At 69.4% G+C, this 16,975-nt stretch carries 14 protein-coding genes; 12 read left to right on the forward strand and 2 right to left on the reverse strand.

Features of this window, described 5'->3' with window-relative positions; all coding sequences use genetic code 11:
* The first annotated feature begins 61 nt into the window (after positions 1–61).
* The 9 genes from IZR01_RS01405 to menC all read left to right on the forward strand — a co-directional run bounded on the left by IZR01_RS01405 (position 62) and on the right by menC (position 10,617).
* Positions 62–1,258 (forward strand): serine hydrolase domain-containing protein, encoded by a 1,197-nt coding sequence (locus tag IZR01_RS01405; RefSeq protein WP_228558780.1) that lies wholly within the window; start codon positions 62–64, stop codon positions 1,256–1,258.
* A 54-nt stretch (positions 1,259–1,312) separates the two neighbouring features.
* The gene (locus IZR01_RS01410; protein ID WP_194897584.1) at positions 1,313–2,305 is read left to right on the forward strand and encodes an ABC transporter permease; all 993 of its coding nucleotides are present in this window, start codon (positions 1,313–1,315) and stop codon (positions 2,303–2,305) included.
* 43 nt (positions 2,306–2,348) lie between these two features.
* A complete protein-coding gene (locus IZR01_RS01415) occupies positions 2,349–4,109 on the forward strand; it encodes an ABC transporter substrate-binding protein (protein WP_194922577.1) in 1,761 nt (586 codons plus the stop codon).
* A gap of 13 nt (positions 4,110–4,122) precedes the next feature.
* Positions 4,123–5,133 carry an ABC transporter permease gene (locus tag IZR01_RS01420; RefSeq protein ID WP_194897586.1) on the forward strand — a complete coding sequence of 337 codons (1,011 nt, stop codon included), beginning with the start codon at positions 4,123–4,125 and terminating at the stop codon, positions 5,131–5,133.
* Positions 5,130–6,212, forward strand: coding sequence for an ABC transporter ATP-binding protein (locus IZR01_RS01425; protein WP_194922578.1), 1,083 nt, complete (start codon positions 5,130–5,132; stop codon positions 6,210–6,212). The genes IZR01_RS01420 and IZR01_RS01425 overlap by 4 nt, the downstream gene beginning before the upstream one ends.
* Positions 6,209–7,252, forward strand: a complete 1,044-nt coding sequence (locus IZR01_RS01430; protein ID WP_194922579.1) for an ABC transporter ATP-binding protein — start codon at positions 6,209–6,211, stop codon at positions 7,250–7,252. Before IZR01_RS01425 ends, IZR01_RS01430 begins: the two co-directional genes overlap by 4 nt.
* A gap of 244 nt (positions 7,253–7,496) precedes the next feature.
* On the forward strand, positions 7,497–8,591 hold the full coding sequence (locus IZR01_RS01435) for a dipeptidase (RefSeq protein ID WP_228555545.1): 1,095 nt from the start codon (positions 7,497–7,499) through the stop codon (positions 8,589–8,591).
* Positions 8,588–9,511 (forward strand): GNAT family N-acetyltransferase, encoded by a 924-nt coding sequence (locus IZR01_RS01440; RefSeq protein ID WP_194922580.1) that lies wholly within the window; start codon positions 8,588–8,590, stop codon positions 9,509–9,511. Before IZR01_RS01435 ends, IZR01_RS01440 begins: the two co-directional genes overlap by 4 nt.
* Complete coding sequence (menC, locus tag IZR01_RS01445; RefSeq protein ID WP_194922581.1) at positions 9,508–10,617, forward strand: o-succinylbenzoate synthase; 1,110 nt, start codon at positions 9,508–9,510, stop codon at positions 10,615–10,617. The genes IZR01_RS01440 and menC overlap by 4 nt, the downstream gene beginning before the upstream one ends.
* Before the next feature lie 71 nt (positions 10,618–10,688).
* Here menC and IZR01_RS01450 read toward each other — a convergent pair whose 3' ends face one another.
* Both IZR01_RS01450 and IZR01_RS01455 read right to left on the reverse strand, forming a co-directional pair.
* Positions 10,689–11,756, reverse strand: coding sequence for an SDR family NAD(P)-dependent oxidoreductase (locus IZR01_RS01450; protein ID WP_194922582.1), 1,068 nt, complete (start codon positions 11,754–11,756; stop codon positions 10,689–10,691).
* Positions 11,753–12,973 (reverse strand): UDP-N-acetylglucosamine--N-acetylmuramyl-(pentapeptide) pyrophosphoryl-undecaprenol N-acetylglucosamine transferase, encoded by a 1,221-nt coding sequence (locus tag IZR01_RS01455; RefSeq protein WP_194922583.1) that lies wholly within the window; start codon positions 12,971–12,973, stop codon positions 11,753–11,755. The genes IZR01_RS01450 and IZR01_RS01455 overlap by 4 nt, the downstream gene beginning before the upstream one ends.
* Positions 12,974–13,036: 63 nt before the next feature.
* On the opposite strand from IZR01_RS01455, the gene IZR01_RS01460 reads away from it, so the two are divergent.
* The 3 genes from IZR01_RS01460 (at position 13,037) to IZR01_RS01470 (ending at position 16,739) form a co-directional block, all read left to right on the forward strand.
* The gene (locus IZR01_RS01460; protein ID WP_194897593.1) at positions 13,037–13,747 is read left to right on the forward strand and encodes a response regulator transcription factor; all 711 of its coding nucleotides are present in this window, start codon (positions 13,037–13,039) and stop codon (positions 13,745–13,747) included.
* A gap of 59 nt (positions 13,748–13,806) precedes the next feature.
* The gene (locus IZR01_RS52920; protein WP_194922641.1) at positions 13,807–15,285 is read left to right on the forward strand and encodes a sensor histidine kinase; all 1,479 of its coding nucleotides are present in this window, start codon (positions 13,807–13,809) and stop codon (positions 15,283–15,285) included.
* Positions 15,286–15,824: 539 nt separating this feature from the next.
* Positions 15,825–16,739, forward strand: coding sequence for a C1 family peptidase (locus IZR01_RS01470; RefSeq protein ID WP_194922584.1), 915 nt, complete (start codon positions 15,825–15,827; stop codon positions 16,737–16,739).
* Positions 16,740–16,975 lie beyond the last annotated feature (236 nt).

The raw sequence follows: 16,975 nt of genomic DNA on the forward strand, positions 1-16,975 counted from the left end.
GAATCCCGCCCCACCCCGGAATCAATCGGCGGACACGACCGCCAGAGACGGATGACGCATCATGATCTCGACTCGACGTTCGGTACTCAAGCTGGGACTGGCCGGTGGACTGGCCGGTGTCTTCCTCGCCCAGGGCTCCGTGGCATTCGCCGGCACGGGCCAGAGCCAGACGTTCGATCAGTGGCTGTCCGAGTTCGAGGCGGGTATGCCGGCGCGGCTGGCGGCCGCGCACGTCGCGGGAGTCGAAGTCGCGATCGTGTCCAAGAACGCCGCGACACCGTACGCGGGGGCCTTCGGCTACGCCGACATCGCCGCGAACCGCGTGCTCACCCCGGCCACGCCCATGCACCTGGCGTCGGTCAGCAAGCTGTTCACCGCCTCGGCCCTGGTCCAGCTGTTCGAGCGCTGCGGCCTCGATCTGCACGGCGACGTCAACGATTTCATCGACTTCCCGGTGCGCAATCCTGCTTACCCGGACGTGCCGATCACCCCGCAGCAGTTGGTCACTCACACCTCCAGCGTCTCCGACGACAACTACGAGGGCTTCGACACCGTCGGGGATCCGAAGGAGACCCTGTCGGACTTCCTGCGCAACTACCTGGTTCCCGGCGGAGATCACTATTCGCCGAAGAAGTCGTATCTCCCCAAGCACAAGCCGGCCACGTATTTCAGCTACTCCGACGTGGGCATGGCCCTGGTCGGCTATGTCGTCGAGTGCGTCAGCGGACAGGACTTCGCCGCCTACACGAAGGCGAATCTGTTTGAGCCGCTCGGTATCACCGACGCGCACTGGTACCTGCGGGAGTTCGCGCCGGGCGTACTGGCCGTGCCGTATGAGTTCAAGAACGGCGCTTTGGCCGCGCTGCCCCAGATGAGCTATCCGGACGTCCCCGCCGGTGCCCTGCGCTGTTCGGTGACCGATCTGGCGACAAGCCTGCGCGCCATGATCGGCGGGGCGATCGGCACGCCGCCGATCCTGTCGGCGGCCGAGGTCGCCGAGATGCTGCGTCCCCAGGTCAGCCCGAAGATCGTGCCCTACCAGGGGCTCGGCTGGGTCCAAGAGGTCGTCGACGGGCACCCGTACGTCGGCCACTCCGGCTCTGACATCGGGTTCGCCAACATGGTGGTCCTGACGGAAGACCAGAACCACGCCGTCGCCGTGCTGATCAACACCGACGAGGGCGACGGGTCGGCGGTCACCGACTTCAGGGCCTCGGTCACGACGGATCTCGTCCATGGGGCGCAACTCCTGGGATGAAGGCCCGTGCGTCGCGGAAGGACTCCCCGCTGGCCACTTTGAGGAAGCGACACGATGACGACGATTCTGGAACCGGGCTCGGCGCCGGCGGCCGAGCCGGAAGCCGCGGCGCCGCCCGGCGAAGCCATCGAGGGCCGCTCCCCGGGCCGGATCGCCCTGGGCCGGCTGAAGAAGGACAAGGTCGCGATGGCCGGCGGGGTGACCGTCGTCCTGCTCATCCTGATAGCGATATTCGCGCCACAGCTGTGCTCGCTCACCGGTAACGATCCGTACACCACGCACACGAAGCTGATCGATCCGAACCTGCAGATCCCCAGCGGCGGCTTCGGCGGGATGAGTTCGCGGCACATCCTCGGCGTGGACGTGCCGACCGGCCGCGACCTGTTCGCCCGGGTCGTCTACGGCGCCCGGACCTCGCTGGGCATCGCCGGACTGGCCACCGTCATCGCCATCCTGATCGGGGTCGGCCTCGGGATGGTCGCCGGCTATTTCGGCGGCCTGATCGACTCGGTGATCAGCCGGACCATGGACGTGATGCTCGCGTTCCCGCTGTTCCTGTTCGCGATCTCGCTGTCCGGAGTGCTCGGCTACTCGGCCTTCGGGCTGACCGGCAACGCGCTGCGGATCGTGCTGCTGATCTTCATCATCGGCTTCTTCTCCTGGCCGTATATCGGCCGCATCGTGCGCGGGCAGACCATGGCGCTGCGCGAACGCGAGTTCGTGGAGGCGGCGCGCGCCCTGGGCGCCACCGACACGCGGATCATCCTCCGGGAGATCCTGCCCAACCTGACGGCGCCGATCCTGGTCTACGCGACGCTGCTCATCCCGTCGAACATCCTGTTCGAGGCGTCACTGTCCTACCTGGGGGTCGGCATCCGCTCGCCCATGCCGTCCTGGGGCGAGATGGTCAACGAGGCGATCGCCCTGTACCAGGTCGACCCGGAGTTCCTGATCGTCCCCGGCTCGGCCATCTTCCTCACCGTGCTCGCCTTCAACCTGCTCGGCGACGGACTGCGCGACGCCTTCGATCCCAAGGCCGGTCGCTGATCGGGCCAGACCCGAACGACAAGACAAGGGGTTCACCCAGACCATGCACAAGCCACGAATCGCCGCCTACGCGGCGGCCGCAGCGTTGGCGCTCGGCGCCGCGGCCTGCGGCGGCGGGTCCAGCGGCAACACCGGAGCCCATGGCTCGGCGGCATACAACGTCGGCCTGAGCGGGATCGTGAACAAATCCCCGGCCACCGGCCACGGAACGCTCCGGCTGGAGCAGTCCTCGGACCTGCAATCCACCGACCCCGGCAACAGTTACTTCGGGGCCGACTGGGACGTGATGCGGCTCTACACCCGCTCGCTGGTCACCTTCGCCGAGAGTCCGGGCCCGGTGAAGCTGGTCCCGGACCTGGCCACCGATCTGGGCACCATGAGCGCGGACGGCCTGACCTGGACCTTCCACCTGGTCAAGGGTGCGACGTACACGGACGGCTCCCCGATCACCGCGCAGGACGTCGCCTACGGCATCGAGCGCTCGAACTGGGGCCAGGAGGTCCTGCCGAACGGCCCGACCTACTTCAAGCAGCTGCTCACGGACACCACGAACTATCAGGGCCCGTACACGGACAAGAACCCGGCCGACCATCCCTCGGGCATCGAGACGCCGGACAGCGACACCATCGTCTTCCATCTGGTCAAGCCGTTCGCGGACTTCGACGACGTGCTGACGCTGCCGTCGACCGTGCCGGTCCCGCGAGCCAAGGACACCGGCGCCACCTACTACGAGCACGTACTGTCCTCCGGGGCGTACACGTTCGACTCCTACGCCGTGGGCAAGGAACTCGACCTGTCGGCGTCCCCGAACTTCAACGCCGCCTCGGACCCGCTGCGCCTGCACGTCGCGCACGCCGCCAGGATCGTCGACAAGGTCGACGTCAGTGCGCAGACGGTGGATCAGGATCTGCTGCACGGCACCACCGACGTGGACCAGAGCGGCGCCGGCGTCCAGACCGCGACGCAGTCGCAGGTGCTGGGCAACCCCAGGCTCAAGGCCGAGGCCGACGACCCGATCACCGGGTTGCTGACCTACCTGACGATCAACACGACGATCAAGCCCTTCGACAACATCGACTGTCGCAAGGCCGTGGAATGGGCGATCGACAAGTCCGCGGTGCAGACCGCGTTCGGCGGCGGCATCGGCGGCGGCGACATCGCCACAACAGTGCTGCCCCCGACCGTCCCGGGCTACGTCCAGCAGGACCTGTACCAAACGCCGGGCCACACCGGCGACTTAGCCAAGGCCAAAGCCGAGATCGCGACGTGCAAGGCCGCCGAGCACATCACCGACATCACCACCCAGGTGGGCTACTACATCGATCAGCCGAAGGACAAGCCGGTCGCCGACGTCGTCCAGCAGAACCTGGCCGCCATCGGCATCACAGCGACCGAGGACGGCTTCAAGTACAGCCAGCTCTCGATAAAGGCCGGCAGCCAGTCCTACGTCAAGCAGAACAACGAGGCGCTGTTCATCACCGCGTGGGCCGCCGACTTCCCGTCAGGGTACGGATTCCTGGACCAGATCCTCACCCCGGACGGCATCAAGCCGACCGGGGAGAGCAACTACTCCGAACTCGACGACCCGGCCGTCGATTCCCTGATGGCCACCGCGCTCAAGACCACCGACCCGGACGCCCGCAACGCGCTGTACGCCCAGATCGACCAGCAGGCGCTGAAGGACGCGGCCCTGGTGCCGATGATCGACTCCCGGGCCCTGATGCTGCGCCCGTCGAACGTCACGAACGCCTACATCGAGCAGGCGTACGGCATGTACGACTACCAGGCCCTCGGCGTCCAGTGAGGGTCCTGACACCATGCTGACTTTCATCGTTCGGCGCTTGTTCGCCGTGGTCGGGCTGCTGCTCGTCGTCGCGCTCGTGACGATGGTCATCTTCTACGAGATGCCGCAGTGGGGAGGGCAGACACCGGCCACCATGGCCGTCCAGTACGTGGGCAAACAGCCCTCGCCCGCGGCGATCCAGGGGGTGATCCACCGTTTCGGCTTCGACCGGTCGTTCCCGGTTCAGTACATCGACTACATACGCACCATCGTCACCGGCACCACTTTCAGCGACGGCACCCAGGACATCGCCTGCCACGCCCCATGCCTGGGCTACTCGTTCCGGAACTACCAGCAGGTCTGGCCCACGATTCTGAGCGACCTGCCGGTCACCCTCTCCATCGCGGTGGGGGCCGGCGTCCTGTGGCTGTTCTTCGGCGTCGCCTCGGGGCTGGCCTCGGCCGTGCGCAAGGGATCGCTGCTGGATCGGGCGTCGATGGTCACCGCCCTGCTCGGCATCTCGCTGCCGGTCTACTTCCTCGCGCCGCTGCTGTCCTTGCCGCTGGCCTACCGGTGGTCGATCCTGCCGGCCCCGGGCAGCTACGTCGGCATCCTGTCCGACCCCGGCCAGTGGTTCCTGGACATGATCCTGCCCTGGACCTGTCTGGCCTTCGGCCTGGCCGCCCTCTACACCCGTCTGACCCGGGCCGGAATGCTCGACGTACTGAGCGAGGATTTCGTGCGCACCGCGCGGGCGAAGGGCCTGTCCGAGCGCCGGGTGATCTTCAAGCACGCGCTGCGGGCCGCGCTCACCCCGATCATCACGATCTTCGGCATGGACTTCGCCACCGTGCTCGGCGGCGCGGTGCTGGTCGAGATCACCTTCTCCATGAAGGGGATCGGCTTCCTGGCCATCACCTCGATCCAGAACGGCGACTTCCCGATGATGATGGGAGTCACCTTGTTCGCCGCCGCGTTCATCGTGCTGGCCAACCTGTTGGTCGACGTCCTGTACGCGGTGGCGGACCCGCGGGTGCGGCTGTGACGGCCGATCGGCGCGGCCCGACGTCCGCGAACGGCTCGGGCGAGCGTCCGTTCCTGGACGTGAGCGACCTGCGGGTGCAGTTCCCGACCGACGACGGCGTGGTGAAGTCGGTGGACGGGATCAGCTTCGCGCTGGAGCGCGGCAAGACGCTGGGGATCGTCGGCGAGTCCGGCTCCGGCAAGTCGGTCACCTCGCTGTCCCTGCTCGGCCTGCACCGCAGAGCTGACCGCAAGGGCCGTGGCGGGGCCCGGATCTCCGGTGAGATCTGGTTGGACGGCCAGGACCTGGTGACCGCCTCCCCGGAGGAGGTCCGGCGGCTGCGCGGCGAGAAGATGGCGATGATCTTCCAGGATCCGCTGTCCGCGATGCACCCCTTCTACACGGTCGGCGCGCAGATCATCGAGGCCTACCGGGTGCACAACAAGGTCTCCAAGTCGGTCGCCCGCAAGCGCGCGATCGAGTTGCTGGAACTGGTCGGCATCCCGCAGCCGAACACCCGGGTGGACGACTTCCCGCACCAGTTCTCCGGCGGTATGCGCCAGCGCGCGATGATCGCCATGGCGCTGGTGTGCAACCCCCGGCTGCTGATCGCGGACGAGCCGACCACGGCTTTGGACGTGACCGTGCAGGCCCAGATCCTGGACCTGATGCGGGATCTTCAGCGCGAGTTCGACAGTGCCCTGATCCTCATCACCCACGACCTCGGCGTGGTGGCCGAACTCGCCGACGACATCATGGTGATGTACGGCGGCAAGGCGGTCGAGTACGGCACCGCCGAGACCGTCTTCCGTCAGCCGGAACACCCCTACACCTGGGGCCTGCTCGGGTCGATGCCGCGGATCGACCGGGAGGTCCAGGAGCGGCTCTCGCCCATCCGGGGCAACCCGCCGTCGCTGATCAACGTGCCCTCCGGCTGCGCCTTCCACCCGCGCTGCCCGTATACGGCCGAGACCGGCGGGCGCAGCGATACCGAGATCCCGCTGCTGGCCGCGACCTCACCGGGGCATCTGGTGCGCTGCCACCTGGGCCCGGCCCGGCGGCAGGAGATCTTCGCCGAGCAGATTCGGGAGACCCTGTGAGCGCCGAGACCATTCGCGAGAACCAGGCAGTGGCCGACACCGAGGCGCTGCTGACCGTCACCGGTCTACAGAAGCACTTCCCCATCCGGCGCGGGCTGCTCCAGCGCACGGTCGGCGCGGTCAAGGCCGTGGACGGCATCGACCTGTCCATCAAGCCGGGGGAGACCCTGGGGCTGGTGGGGGAGTCCGGCTGTGGCAAGTCCACCGCAGGCCGGGTGCTGACCAAGTTGCAGGAGCCGACCGGCGGGCAGATGGTCTTCGAGGGCCGGGACATCACCAGTCTGTCCCAGGGCGCCTTCCGCCCGCTGCGCAGCGACATCCAGATGGTGTTCCAGGACCCGCAGTCTTCGCTCAACCCGCGGCATACCGTCGGCACGATCGTCGGTGCGCCGTTCCGCATCCAGGACCTCAACCCGCCGCAGGGCGTCAAGCGCGCGGTACAGGATCTGCTGGAGCTGGTCGGCCTGTCACCCGAGCACTACAACCGCTACCCGCACGAGTTCTCCGGCGGCCAGCGCCAGCGCATCGGCATCGCCCGCGCACTGGCCCTCAAGCCCAAGCTGATCGTCGCCGACGAACCGGTCTCCGCCCTGGACGTGTCCATCCAGGCGCAAGTGGTGAACCTGTTCGAGGACCTGCAAGCCGAACTCGGCCTGGCCTACGTGTTCATCGCGCACGACCTGTCCGTGGTCCGGCACATCTCCGATCGGGTCGCGGTGATGTACCTGGGGAAGATCGTCGAGATCGCCCCACGGGACGACCTTTACGGGCGCCCGCTACACCCGTATACCAATGCACTGATGTCCGCCGTGCCGATCCCCGACCCGGGCCGCAGGAACGTCGAAAGCCGCATGGGCCGCGAGCGCATCCGCCTGACCGGCGACGTGCCCTCGCCGATCGACCCGCCGTCCGGCTGCCGGTTCCGTACCCGCTGCTGGAAGGCACAGGACATTTGCACCACCCAGGAGCCGCCGCTGCTGCGGATCGCGACGGCCGGACCGGGACACCAGGTGGCCTGCCACTTCCCGGTAGAGCGATGAGCGCCGATGGCAGGGGGCTGTGGTGGCGGCTGCGGCGACGACCGTGGCGGCGATCGTGGTGGCGGCCTCAGCGACCCTGTGTCACTTCATCCGACTCGACGAGAGCCACGCTCGGAATTGATCCGTCCGCACCAAGACGGCTACCGGCGTGCGCGGGCAAGCTGATCGGCATGGCAACGAACCCGTGGGCGGATCACTTCTGCCGCAGGTCCCGCACGTTCCCTATGCGTTATGGGGCTTCACAATGACCATGCCCGCGTTCGGCACACCCGATCACCTCGATCCGGCGACGCTGGAGCTGCACCAGCGCGCGGTGGTCGCCGACACCCACAACGACCTGCTCTGCTCGGTCGTCCTGCGGCCGGTTTCGCAGTGGCCTGACTACTTCCGCGCGCAGTGGCTGCCGCAGCTGCGCGCCGGCGGCGTGGACATCCAAGTGCTTCCGGTCTACATCGACGACGCCTACCGGCCCGAAGGCGCGCTGCGCGAGACGCTGCGCATGATCGAGGCCGCGCACCGGATCGCCGAGGGCAACGCCGAGGAGGTCAGCCTGTGCCTGGACGGCGCCGACATCGACCGCGCGCTGGCCGCCGGCCGGATCGCGCTGGTCCTGGCGCTGGAAGGCGCCCCGGGTATCGACGCCGACACCGAACTGTTCGCCACGCTGTACCGGCTCGGCGTGCGCATCGCGTCGCTGACCCACCTCGGCCGCACGGCGCTCGCCGACGGCTCGGCGCAGGACGCCGCGGGCAGCAGGCTGACCGCCGCCGGGATCGAGGCGCTGGCGGAGATGGAGTGCCTGGGCATGCTGTTCGACGTCTCCCACCTCGGCGCGGCCGGCGTCGACCACGTGCTCGAACTCGCGACCCGGCCGGTGCTGGCCACCCACTCTTCCGCCCGGGCGCTGTGCGATCACCATCGCAACCTCACCGACGCGCGCCTGGCGGCCATCGGCGCCGGCGGCGGCGTGGTGTGCGTGAACTTCTTCCCCGGGTTCGTGGACGCGCACGAGCCCTCGATCTCCCGGCTCGTCGACCACATCGAGCACATCGGGAAGGTCGCCGGCCCGGCCCAGGTCGGTATCGGACCGGACTTCGTGCTCGAAGTGCTGCGCGACGTGGTGCCCGCCGGGGTCGAGGTCGGGCCGGTGGCCGGCTGCGATCCGTTCGCCACGCTGCCGGGTCTGGCCGGGCCCGCCGGTCTGCCGCTGCTCACCGCCGAACTGCTGGCGCGCGGACTGGATGAGGCAGCCGTGGCCGCGACGCTGGGCGGCAACGTGTTGCGCCTGTTCCGCGCCGAGCTGGGCGTGCCCGCCGACCGCCGTGGGGCCGCCGCGTGACCATCGACACCGCACCGCTGATCGCCAAGGCGCACGCCCAAGCCGAGGCGGCGGCCCGCGCGGCGGCGGTCACCATCAGGGAACTGACGGAACCGAAAGACCACGCTGCGGCCGCTGAGATCTTCACCCGGGTCTGGGCACTTGAGCCGGGTCAGAGCCTGATGCCCACGGGCCTGATGCGGGTGATGGCATACGAAGGCTGCTACATCGCCGGTGTCTACGACGACACATGCGGCGACCGGCTGATCGGTGCCGCCACAGCGTTTCTCGCCTCGGACGTGGAACCACGAGGCGGCATCCATCTGCACTCGCACATCACCGGGATGCTGCCCGAGGCCAACGGCCGGCACGCCGGCTTCGCGCTCAAACTGCACCAGCGCGCCTGGGCCCTGAGCCGCGGCCTGCGCCGCGTCACCTGGACGTTCGACCCGCTGGTGCGGGCCAACGCCTACTTCAACATGGCCAAACTCGGTGCGGACGCGACCGCCTATCTCGTCGACTTCTACGGCGATATGCCGGACGGGGTCAACGTGGGACAGGGTAGCGATCGACTCCTGATGAGCTGGGCCCTCGACTCGGCGCGTACGGACGTCGCGGCGAACGGCACTCGCATTGAGCCGCAGATCGAGCCACAGAACGAAGAATCCTTGCTCAGCGCGAACAAGGTACTGCTCTCCGGGATCGCGCCAGGCGTGATGCCCGACTCCGGCCCGCCGCCGGACTTCGGTGGCCCCCTGCTGTGCGCGACGCCCGCGGCGATCCAGACCCTGCGGCGTGACGCACCCGAGCTGGCGCGTAGCTGGCGGTTCGCTCTGCGCGGCGCGCTGACGGGTGCCATGGGACGCGGGTACCGCATCACCGGCTTCACCCGATCGGGCTGGTACCTGCTGGAACAACACGAGGAGAACGAACGCCGATGAAGATATCCGGAGTCGAACTGCGGCGCCTGACCATGCCGCTGCGCAGTCCGTTCGAGACGTCTTTCGGCGTGGTGACCGAACGCGACATCCTGCTGATCCGCGTCGCCGCCGAGCAGGCCGACGGCTGGGGCGAATGCGCCGCGATGAGCGAGCCGGTGTACTCCTCGGAGCACATCCACGGCGCGCACGACGTCATCCGCCGCTTCCTTCTCCCCAGGCTCGCCGCCGCACCGCTTGTCACCTCGGCGCTGGTGGCGCAGATCCTGGCGCCGTTCAAGGGCCACCCGATCGCCAAGGCGGCGGTGGAAGCCGCCGTCCTGGACGCCGAACTGCGGGCCGCCGGCACCTCCTTCGGCGACCATCTCGGCGCCGTGCGCTCCTCGGTACCGGTCGGCGTCTCGGTCGGGATCATGCCGAGCGTCGCAGAGCTCGTCGACACCGTCGGCGGCTACCTCGACCAGGGCTACCGACGGATCAAGCTGAAGATCAAGCCGGGCTGGGACGTGGAGCCGGTGCGAGCCGTCCGCGAGCGATTCGGTGACGCGCTGCTATTGCAGGTCGACGCCAACACCGCCTACACCCTCGGCGACGCGCAGCGCCTGGCCGCCCTGGACCCCTTCGACCTGCTGCTGATCGAACAGCCGCTACCGGAGGACGACATCCGCGGGCACGCAGCCCTGGCCCGCCTGCTCCACACCCCGATCTGCCTGGACGAGTCCATCGTCTCGGCGCGCTCGGCCGCCGAAGCGATCGCCCTCGGCGCCTGCCGCATCGTCAACATCAAGCCCGCCCGCGTCGGCGGCTACCTGGAAGCGCGCCGCGTACACGACGTCTGCGCCGCGAACGGGATCCCGGTGTGGTGCGGCGGGATGCTGGAGACCGGCGTCGGCCGCGCGGCCAACGTCGCCCTGGCGGCACTGCCGAACTTCACCCTCCCCGGCGACATCAGCGCCTCCGAGCGCTATTTCGAGCGCGACATCACCGAACCCTTCGTCCTGCGCGACGGGTGCCTGGACGTACCGCAGGGCCCCGGCCTCGGGGTCACGCCCGACCCGGTGCTCCTCGATGAGCTCACCACGGCCAGAGAGTGGATCGATTTTCGGTGACCCGTCGTCGTGCGTGCCGCTCTCGCAACGGCAACGGCAACGGGACGTGGACGCTCAGCTCGGTTCCAGACTCATACCTGGTAGCGGTCAGGTGCGAACAGGCGCAGGTTGTCCTGTATCCACGCCGAGGTCCGCTCCAGCCCCACGGTCAGCGGGACCTGCGGCGCCCAGCCGGTGAGCTCGCGCATCAGTGAGTTGTCGGAGACGAGCCTGAGTACCTCGCTGTCGGCTGGGCGGAGCCTGGCCGGGTCCTGTACCACCACAGCCTCGCGTCCGCTCGCATCGATCAGCGCTGCGGCGAGGTCTGCGATGGAGATCTCGCGGCCGACGCCGAGGTTGACGGTGCGGCCCAGGGTGCGGGGCGAGTCCGCCGCGGCGAGGAAGCCGCTGACGGTGTCGTCGACGTAGGTGAAGTCGCGGGTCGGCCGGAGTGAGCCGAGCTTGATTTCGCGCGCTCCGTGGTGCAGCTGGGCTAGTACGGTCGGAATGACCGCGCGGGCGGACTGGCGCGGGCCGTAGGTGTTGAACGGTCTGACGACCGTCACCGGCAGGTTGAACGCGTGGTGGTAGGCCAGGGCGGTCATGTCCGCGGCGATCTTCGAGGCCGAGTACGGTGATTGCGGCTGGAGCGGGTGCGTCTCGTCGATCGGGACGCGGACCGCGGAGCCGTAGACCTCGCTGGTCGAGGTCTGGATCAGCCGTGCGCCGTGTCGCAGGCAGGCTGCCGCGACGTGCTCGGTGCCCAGTACGTTCGTCTGGGTGTACGACTCGGGCGCCTGGTAGCTGTACGGGATGCCGATCAGCGCGGCGAGATGGAACACCGTGTCGCAGCCTTCGACCGCCTGGTGTATCCGGCCCGCATCCCGGACGTCGCCGGGGAACGGCTCGATCGCGCCGCTGCGCAGGAGCGGCGCGAGGTGGCCGTTCTCCGCGTACGGCTTGTAGTGCAGCAGTGCCCGGACCGAGGCGCCGAGGCCCACCAGAGTGTCGCTCAGCGCGCTGCCGATGAACCCCTCCGCTCCGGTCACCAGCACTCGGCGACCGGCCCAGCCGGCCCCGGACCGGCCAGACCCGGCCCGGCCAGCCCCGGTCTCGTTGCTCGTCTCGTTGCTCGTGTCCCTGCTCGTCGCGCTGCTCATGCGTTCGTGCGCTCCAATTCGTCGGCGGCCACCGGCTCGCGGTCATGCGGGGTGGGAGTGATCGGGTACGTCAGCCCTCCGGCGAGTTCAAGCACGCGCTCCGCGAGCCGGAGCGAGGCCGTGCCATGGCTGCCGGGGTCTGCGGCGGCGGACATCGTGCCGAGTCGGTAGGGGTCGGCCAACAGCGGTTCGAGAGCCCCGGCGAGAGAGCCGGCGTCGAGTTGTCCGTCTGGCAGGAGCACCGCTGCACCGGTCCGCGTGAGAACTCGGGCGTTGTGGGTCTGATGGTCGCCGGGCGCGTGCGGGTAGGGCACCAGGACGGAGGGCAGCCCGCAACTGGCGAGTTCGGCGACCGTGGCCGACCCGGCCCGGCATACGGCTACGTCGGCCGCGGCGTATGCCAGGTCCATGCGGTCCAGGTAGGCATGCGCCTCGGCCACGGCGCAGCCGCCGTTCTCCGCCAGGACGGCGCGTGCGCGCTCCAGGTCCTGCGGTCCGGTCTTGATCAGGAGGCGCACGTCGGGCCGGGACCGCCAGCGCCCGGCCAGCTCCGTGGCCGCCTCGGTGAGCCGGCGGGCGCCGAGGCTGCCGCCGTTGACCAGCACCAGGCGTACCGAGCGCCGCAGGCCGTGGTGGGCGCGTGCGCTCTCCCCGAGTCGTAGGCGCTCGGCCCTGGTCAGCGGGGCGTACAGCGGCATCCCGACCAGTTCGGCGTCCGCCCGGGCGCGCCGCGGAAGATGCCCGCGGGCCGCCTCGAATCCGAGGCAGACCGCTGAGCCGAGGCGCGCGTTGAACCGGTTGGCGCGTCCGGGAATCGCGTTCGACTCGTGGATCAGGGCCGGGATCCGCAGCATGCGCGCCCCGAGTATCACCGGCGCGCTCGGATAGCCGCCCATGCCCACCGCCACGAGGGCGCCCTGCCGCTTCATGACCGAGCGCGCTTGGCCGGCGGACTTGAGCAGGTGCGCGGGCAGCAGGAAGCGGCGCGCGCCGAGCTGCCGGTCGAAGGGGATCATGTCGACGGTGTGCAGCCGGTATCCGGCGCCGGGGATGAGCGTGCGTTCCAGGCCCCGCTCGGTACCGACGAAGCTGATGCGGGCTCTGGGCTCCAGGGAGCGGATGGCGTCGGCCAGCGCCAGTCCCGGATAGATGTGCCCGCCGGTCCCGCCCGCGCCGATGACCACGGACAGGGCGGACGGCTGTGCTCTTCTCGTCATGTCGGGCAGCCTGGCCTGGCGTGGTAAGAAGCTTCTAAGACCCTGGTCGGCGAGGATTGGGGCATGGCGAACAGCGAGCGGCCCGGCTCCGCGCGGATCCTGGTGGTCGACGACGACCCCGAGGTCCGCGAGGCGGTGTGCGAGGCGATGCGGGTCGAAGGACACGAGGTGGCCGGCGCCGCGGACGGGGTGCAGGCAATGGCCGCCGTCTCCGCGTGGTCACCGGACGCGCTGGTGCTGGACGTGCTGATGCCGGGGCTCGACGGTCTGGCGGTGTGCCGACAGCTGCGCGCCCTGGGCGACCGGGTGCCGATCCTGGTGCTGACCGCGCGCGGTTCGGTCAGCGACCGGGTGGACGGTCTCGATGCCGGGGCCGACGACTATCTGGCCAAGCCCTTCGCGCTGCGCGAGTTGCAGGCGAGGGTCAGAGCCCTGTTGCGGCGCTCGTCGCCGGAGCAGCCGGAACCCGACCAGGCCGGGCTGCGCTACGCCGATCTGAGGTTCGACCCGGTGACCCGCACGGGCGAGCGGGCCGGGCGCTTCCTGGAGTTCACCCACACCGAGGCGGCCTTGCTGGAGTTGCTGCTGCGCAATCCGGAGCAGGTGCTCACCCGCGAGCTGCTGATGGACCGGGTGTGGGGAGAGGTGTTCGGCCCGGAATCCAACTCGCTGACTGTGTACATCGGCTACCTGCGCCGCAAACTCGAGGCGGAGGGCAGCTCACGACTGGTGCAGACGGTGCACGGGGTCGGCTACCGGCTGGCGTCGTCGTGAACGCCTCGGCTGAGTCCGCGCCTGAGTCCGCGCCGGAGTCCGCACCCCGCGACCGCGGCCTGCGCCGGCTGCTCTCGCCCCCGGCGCGCTGGCTGCGCCTGCTCCCGCTACGTACGCGGCTGGCTGTGGCCAGCGGGCTGGCCGTCGCCATCGTCGCACTGGCATGCAGCACTGCCGCGTTCGTGGTGGTGCGCCATGAGCTTGAGCGACAGTTCGACATCCAGCTCGGGCAGGACGCCACGTTCGCGGCCCAGCAGTCGAAGAACCAACCGCCTCAAGTGATCTCCGGCGAATGCAGATATCTGGCGGCACCGGCCTGCTCCCAAGTCGTCTCCGCCTCCCCAGCCCACGACCCGGCGGGGGGATACGTCCTTCCGGTCGGGCCGCGCACCCGCGAGGTTGCGGCGGGCGAACACCGCGCGTACTACAGCGACATCACCCTGGACGGGTTCCCCGTCAGGATGTACACGGTCTCCTTTACCCCTGGCACCGCCGTACAGGTGGCGGCCAGGTCGGACACCGTGCAGACGGGGGTGCGACAGGCGGCCTGGCTGATGACCGCGGTCTGCGCGGGTGGCATGCTGCTGGCCGCGCTGCTGGGATACCTGGTCGCCCGCGGCTCGTTGCGCCCGGTGGCCAGGCTGACCGCCGTGGCCGAACGCATCACCGCGACCGGCGACGCGAGCCTGCGCATCCAGACGCCGCCCGGTGGCGCCGCCGGGGCCCAGGGGCGCCGCTGGCGGCCGGACGAGCCGGCGCGGCTGGCCGCGAGCTTCAACACCATGCTCGCGGAGCTGGAGGAATCGGTCGACGCGCGCCGTAGGCTCGTCGCCGACGCGTCTCACGAACTGCGGACACCGCTCACGGCCCTGCGCACCAACGCGGAGCTACTGATCGATGCGGAACGCCTGACGCCGCGGCAGACGGCCCGGGCGGCCCGGGCCGTCGACCGGCAGGCCAGGGAGATCACCGGCCTCGTCAACGATCTGATCGAACTGGCCCGCACCGAGGAGCCCGACGCCCTGGTCGAGGTCTTCGCGCTGGACCGGCTGGTACACGGCCGGGTGGAGGCGGCCCGGGACCACTGGCCCGAGTTGGCGTTCACGGACGCGCTTACGGACACCCTCACAGATGTGGCTGCGGATCCTGCCGCGGGCGGCGTGCACGGCGTCCTGGTACGCGGGGTGCCTCAGCGGCTCGCGCGGCTGGTCGACAACCTCCTCGACAACGCCGCGAAGTACAGCCCACGGGCCGGCCGGGTCGAGGTGACACTTGGTGTCGTGGCTGGGGCCGACGGCGAGACGGCGGAGCTGACCGTGCGCGATCACGGCCCCGGTATCGCCCCGGAGGACCTTCCTCACGTATTCGACCGCTTCTATCGATCCGCGTCGGCTCGGGCGCTGCCCGGCTCTGGGCTGGGCTTGGCGATGGCGCAGCAGATCGCGCGCTCGCACGGGGCCGAGCTGACCGTGGCCGATGCCCCCGGAGGCGGTGCGTCCTTCCAACTGCGCATCCCGATCACCCGAGTACCCCTGTAGCGGCGCTTGCCAGGACCCAACCGTCACCAGGATCCGATTCGCGGTAGCGCCAACAGTTGACCGCTGATGCGCGATCCTGTCAACGCTGCGCATCAAGCGCGCACACCCGATCGCATAAGTTGAACGACTAGTCGTGCTTTGTGGCCAGGATCAAGCGATCTGGTGCAGGCGGCTACTGCGCGGCGTCGTACGAGGCCTTTGCTAAGCCTTTACCGACGCACAGGCTGACGCGGGTCACAGCAGCTTGCTACGTTTCCTCTCTAGTACGAGCCCCCGTAGTCGATCGATGCCGGACCGCAGCCGGCCGCCGATGCGAACCAGGGGGCACCGGGTCGCGCCGTGCTGGCGTTGCTGTCATCACCTGGATTTTTCTGCTCGTGGCTCTGCCTCGCGCCGTCACGCTTCTAGAACGCCGTGTGCCGCGTGGGTCATCGTGTCAAGAGCTGATCAAAATCATGATGGCGGGAACCTGCGGGCCGCGCTGCCGACTCCGGCGTATCAGAGTCACGCCACCGTCTCGCAACGCAAGGAGTCCCCTCATGCACCACGCAAAGACCGCCGGCATAGCCGCGGCGTTCATCGCGGCCGCCGCGCTGACCGCCGTCGCGGCCGCACCGGCCTCGGCCGCCTCCGCTCAGCCGAACGCGCTGCGCCACCACCACTACGCCACCGGGCTGAACATCGGCCAGGCCCGGGCCGCCGAGCGCGCGGGCCTGGCCACGCGCGCCACCTACTCCACGTCCCTGCGCGGCCTGCGCGCGGCCGACGGCCTGTCGGCCGACGTCCCGGACAGCGCCAGCCTTCAGCAGTACGCGTTGTCCCCGGGCGACCAGGGCCAGGTCGGTTCCTGCGTCACCTGGGCCACTGGCTACAGCGCCTACGGGATTTTGATGAACGAGCAGGGCATCTCCGGTGACCCGATGGCGCCGATGTACATCTACGCCCAGATAGCCCAGGGCAACGACCAGGGCACCACCGGCGATGTCGCGCTCGGCATGGAGCAGCAGCAGGGCATCGACACCAAGGCCGACTACCACCAGGGCGACTTCGACTACACCACCCAGCCCGACGCCAGCGAGATCGCCAACGCCGCGCACTACAAGCTGTCCGGCTACCAGACGCTGGCGCTCGGCGACGGCGCCGAGCAGGCCATCAAGGACTCGATCTCCCAGGGCCTGCCGGTCTCGGTCGGGTTCAACGTCCGGCAGAGCTTCATGGACCTCAGCGGCCAGGCCGCCTCGGACTACAGCTACACCCCCGGCAACGACAGCACCGACCCGGTGGTCGGCGGCCACGAGGTCGCGGTGATCGGCTACACCGACCAGGGCGTCACCATCGAGAACAGCTGGGGCGCCAGCTGGGGCGACAACGGCTACGTCAACGTCCCGTGGAGCTTCTTCACCACCGGCGACGTCGACGAACTCTACTCAGTCGGCAAACTGGCCCAGAACTAACACCACCCGGAAACAGGCAGCACCAGCACCTTGACCCTGGTGTGGCCGGCGCTCGTCACGCGGGCGCCGGCCACACCAGGCCCTCGGCGTTCCCGGCCACAGCAGCGGCGGTGTGCCGAACAATCATGGTCGCCGCGGGGTCGCCCATGCTCGCCGCCAGTGCGGCCGACTCCGTCTCAAGGAGGAGGTTTTCGCCTTCCAGCCGCCGGATTCCACCCTCCGGACGACGTGGCGGC

The organism is Catenulispora pinisilvae (genome assembly GCF_015356865.1).
In the GTDB taxonomy this organism is placed as follows: domain Bacteria; phylum Actinomycetota; class Actinomycetes; order Streptomycetales; family Catenulisporaceae; genus Catenulispora; species Catenulispora pinisilvae.

Excerpts from the sequence above, each read along its gene's own strand:
- IZR01_RS01405 (WP_228558780.1), top strand. The coding sequence starts at position 62 with ATGATCTCGACTCGACGTTCGGTACTCAAGCTGGGACTGGCCGGTGGA.
- IZR01_RS01410 (WP_194897584.1), top strand. The coding sequence starts at position 1,313 with ATGACGACGATTCTGGAACCGGGCTCGGCGCCGGCGGCCGAGCCGGAA.
- IZR01_RS01415 (WP_194922577.1), top strand. The coding sequence starts at position 2,349 with ATGCACAAGCCACGAATCGCCGCCTACGCGGCGGCCGCAGCGTTGGCG.
- IZR01_RS01420 (WP_194897586.1), top strand. The coding sequence starts at position 4,123 with ATGCTGACTTTCATCGTTCGGCGCTTGTTCGCCGTGGTCGGGCTGCTG.
- IZR01_RS01435 (WP_228555545.1), top strand. The coding sequence starts at position 7,497 with ATGACCATGCCCGCGTTCGGCACACCCGATCACCTCGATCCGGCGACG.
- menC (WP_194922581.1), top strand. The coding sequence starts at position 9,508 with ATGAAGATATCCGGAGTCGAACTGCGGCGCCTGACCATGCCGCTGCGC.
- IZR01_RS01450 (WP_194922582.1), bottom strand. The coding sequence starts at position 11,756 with ATGAGCAGCGCGACGAGCAGGGACACGAGCAACGAGACGAGCAACGAG.
- IZR01_RS01455 (WP_194922583.1), bottom strand. The coding sequence starts at position 12,973 with ATGACGAGAAGAGCACAGCCGTCCGCCCTGTCCGTGGTCATCGGCGCG.
- IZR01_RS01460 (WP_194897593.1), top strand. The coding sequence starts at position 13,037 with ATGGCGAACAGCGAGCGGCCCGGCTCCGCGCGGATCCTGGTGGTCGAC.
- IZR01_RS01470 (WP_194922584.1), top strand. The coding sequence starts at position 15,825 with ATGCACCACGCAAAGACCGCCGGCATAGCCGCGGCGTTCATCGCGGCC.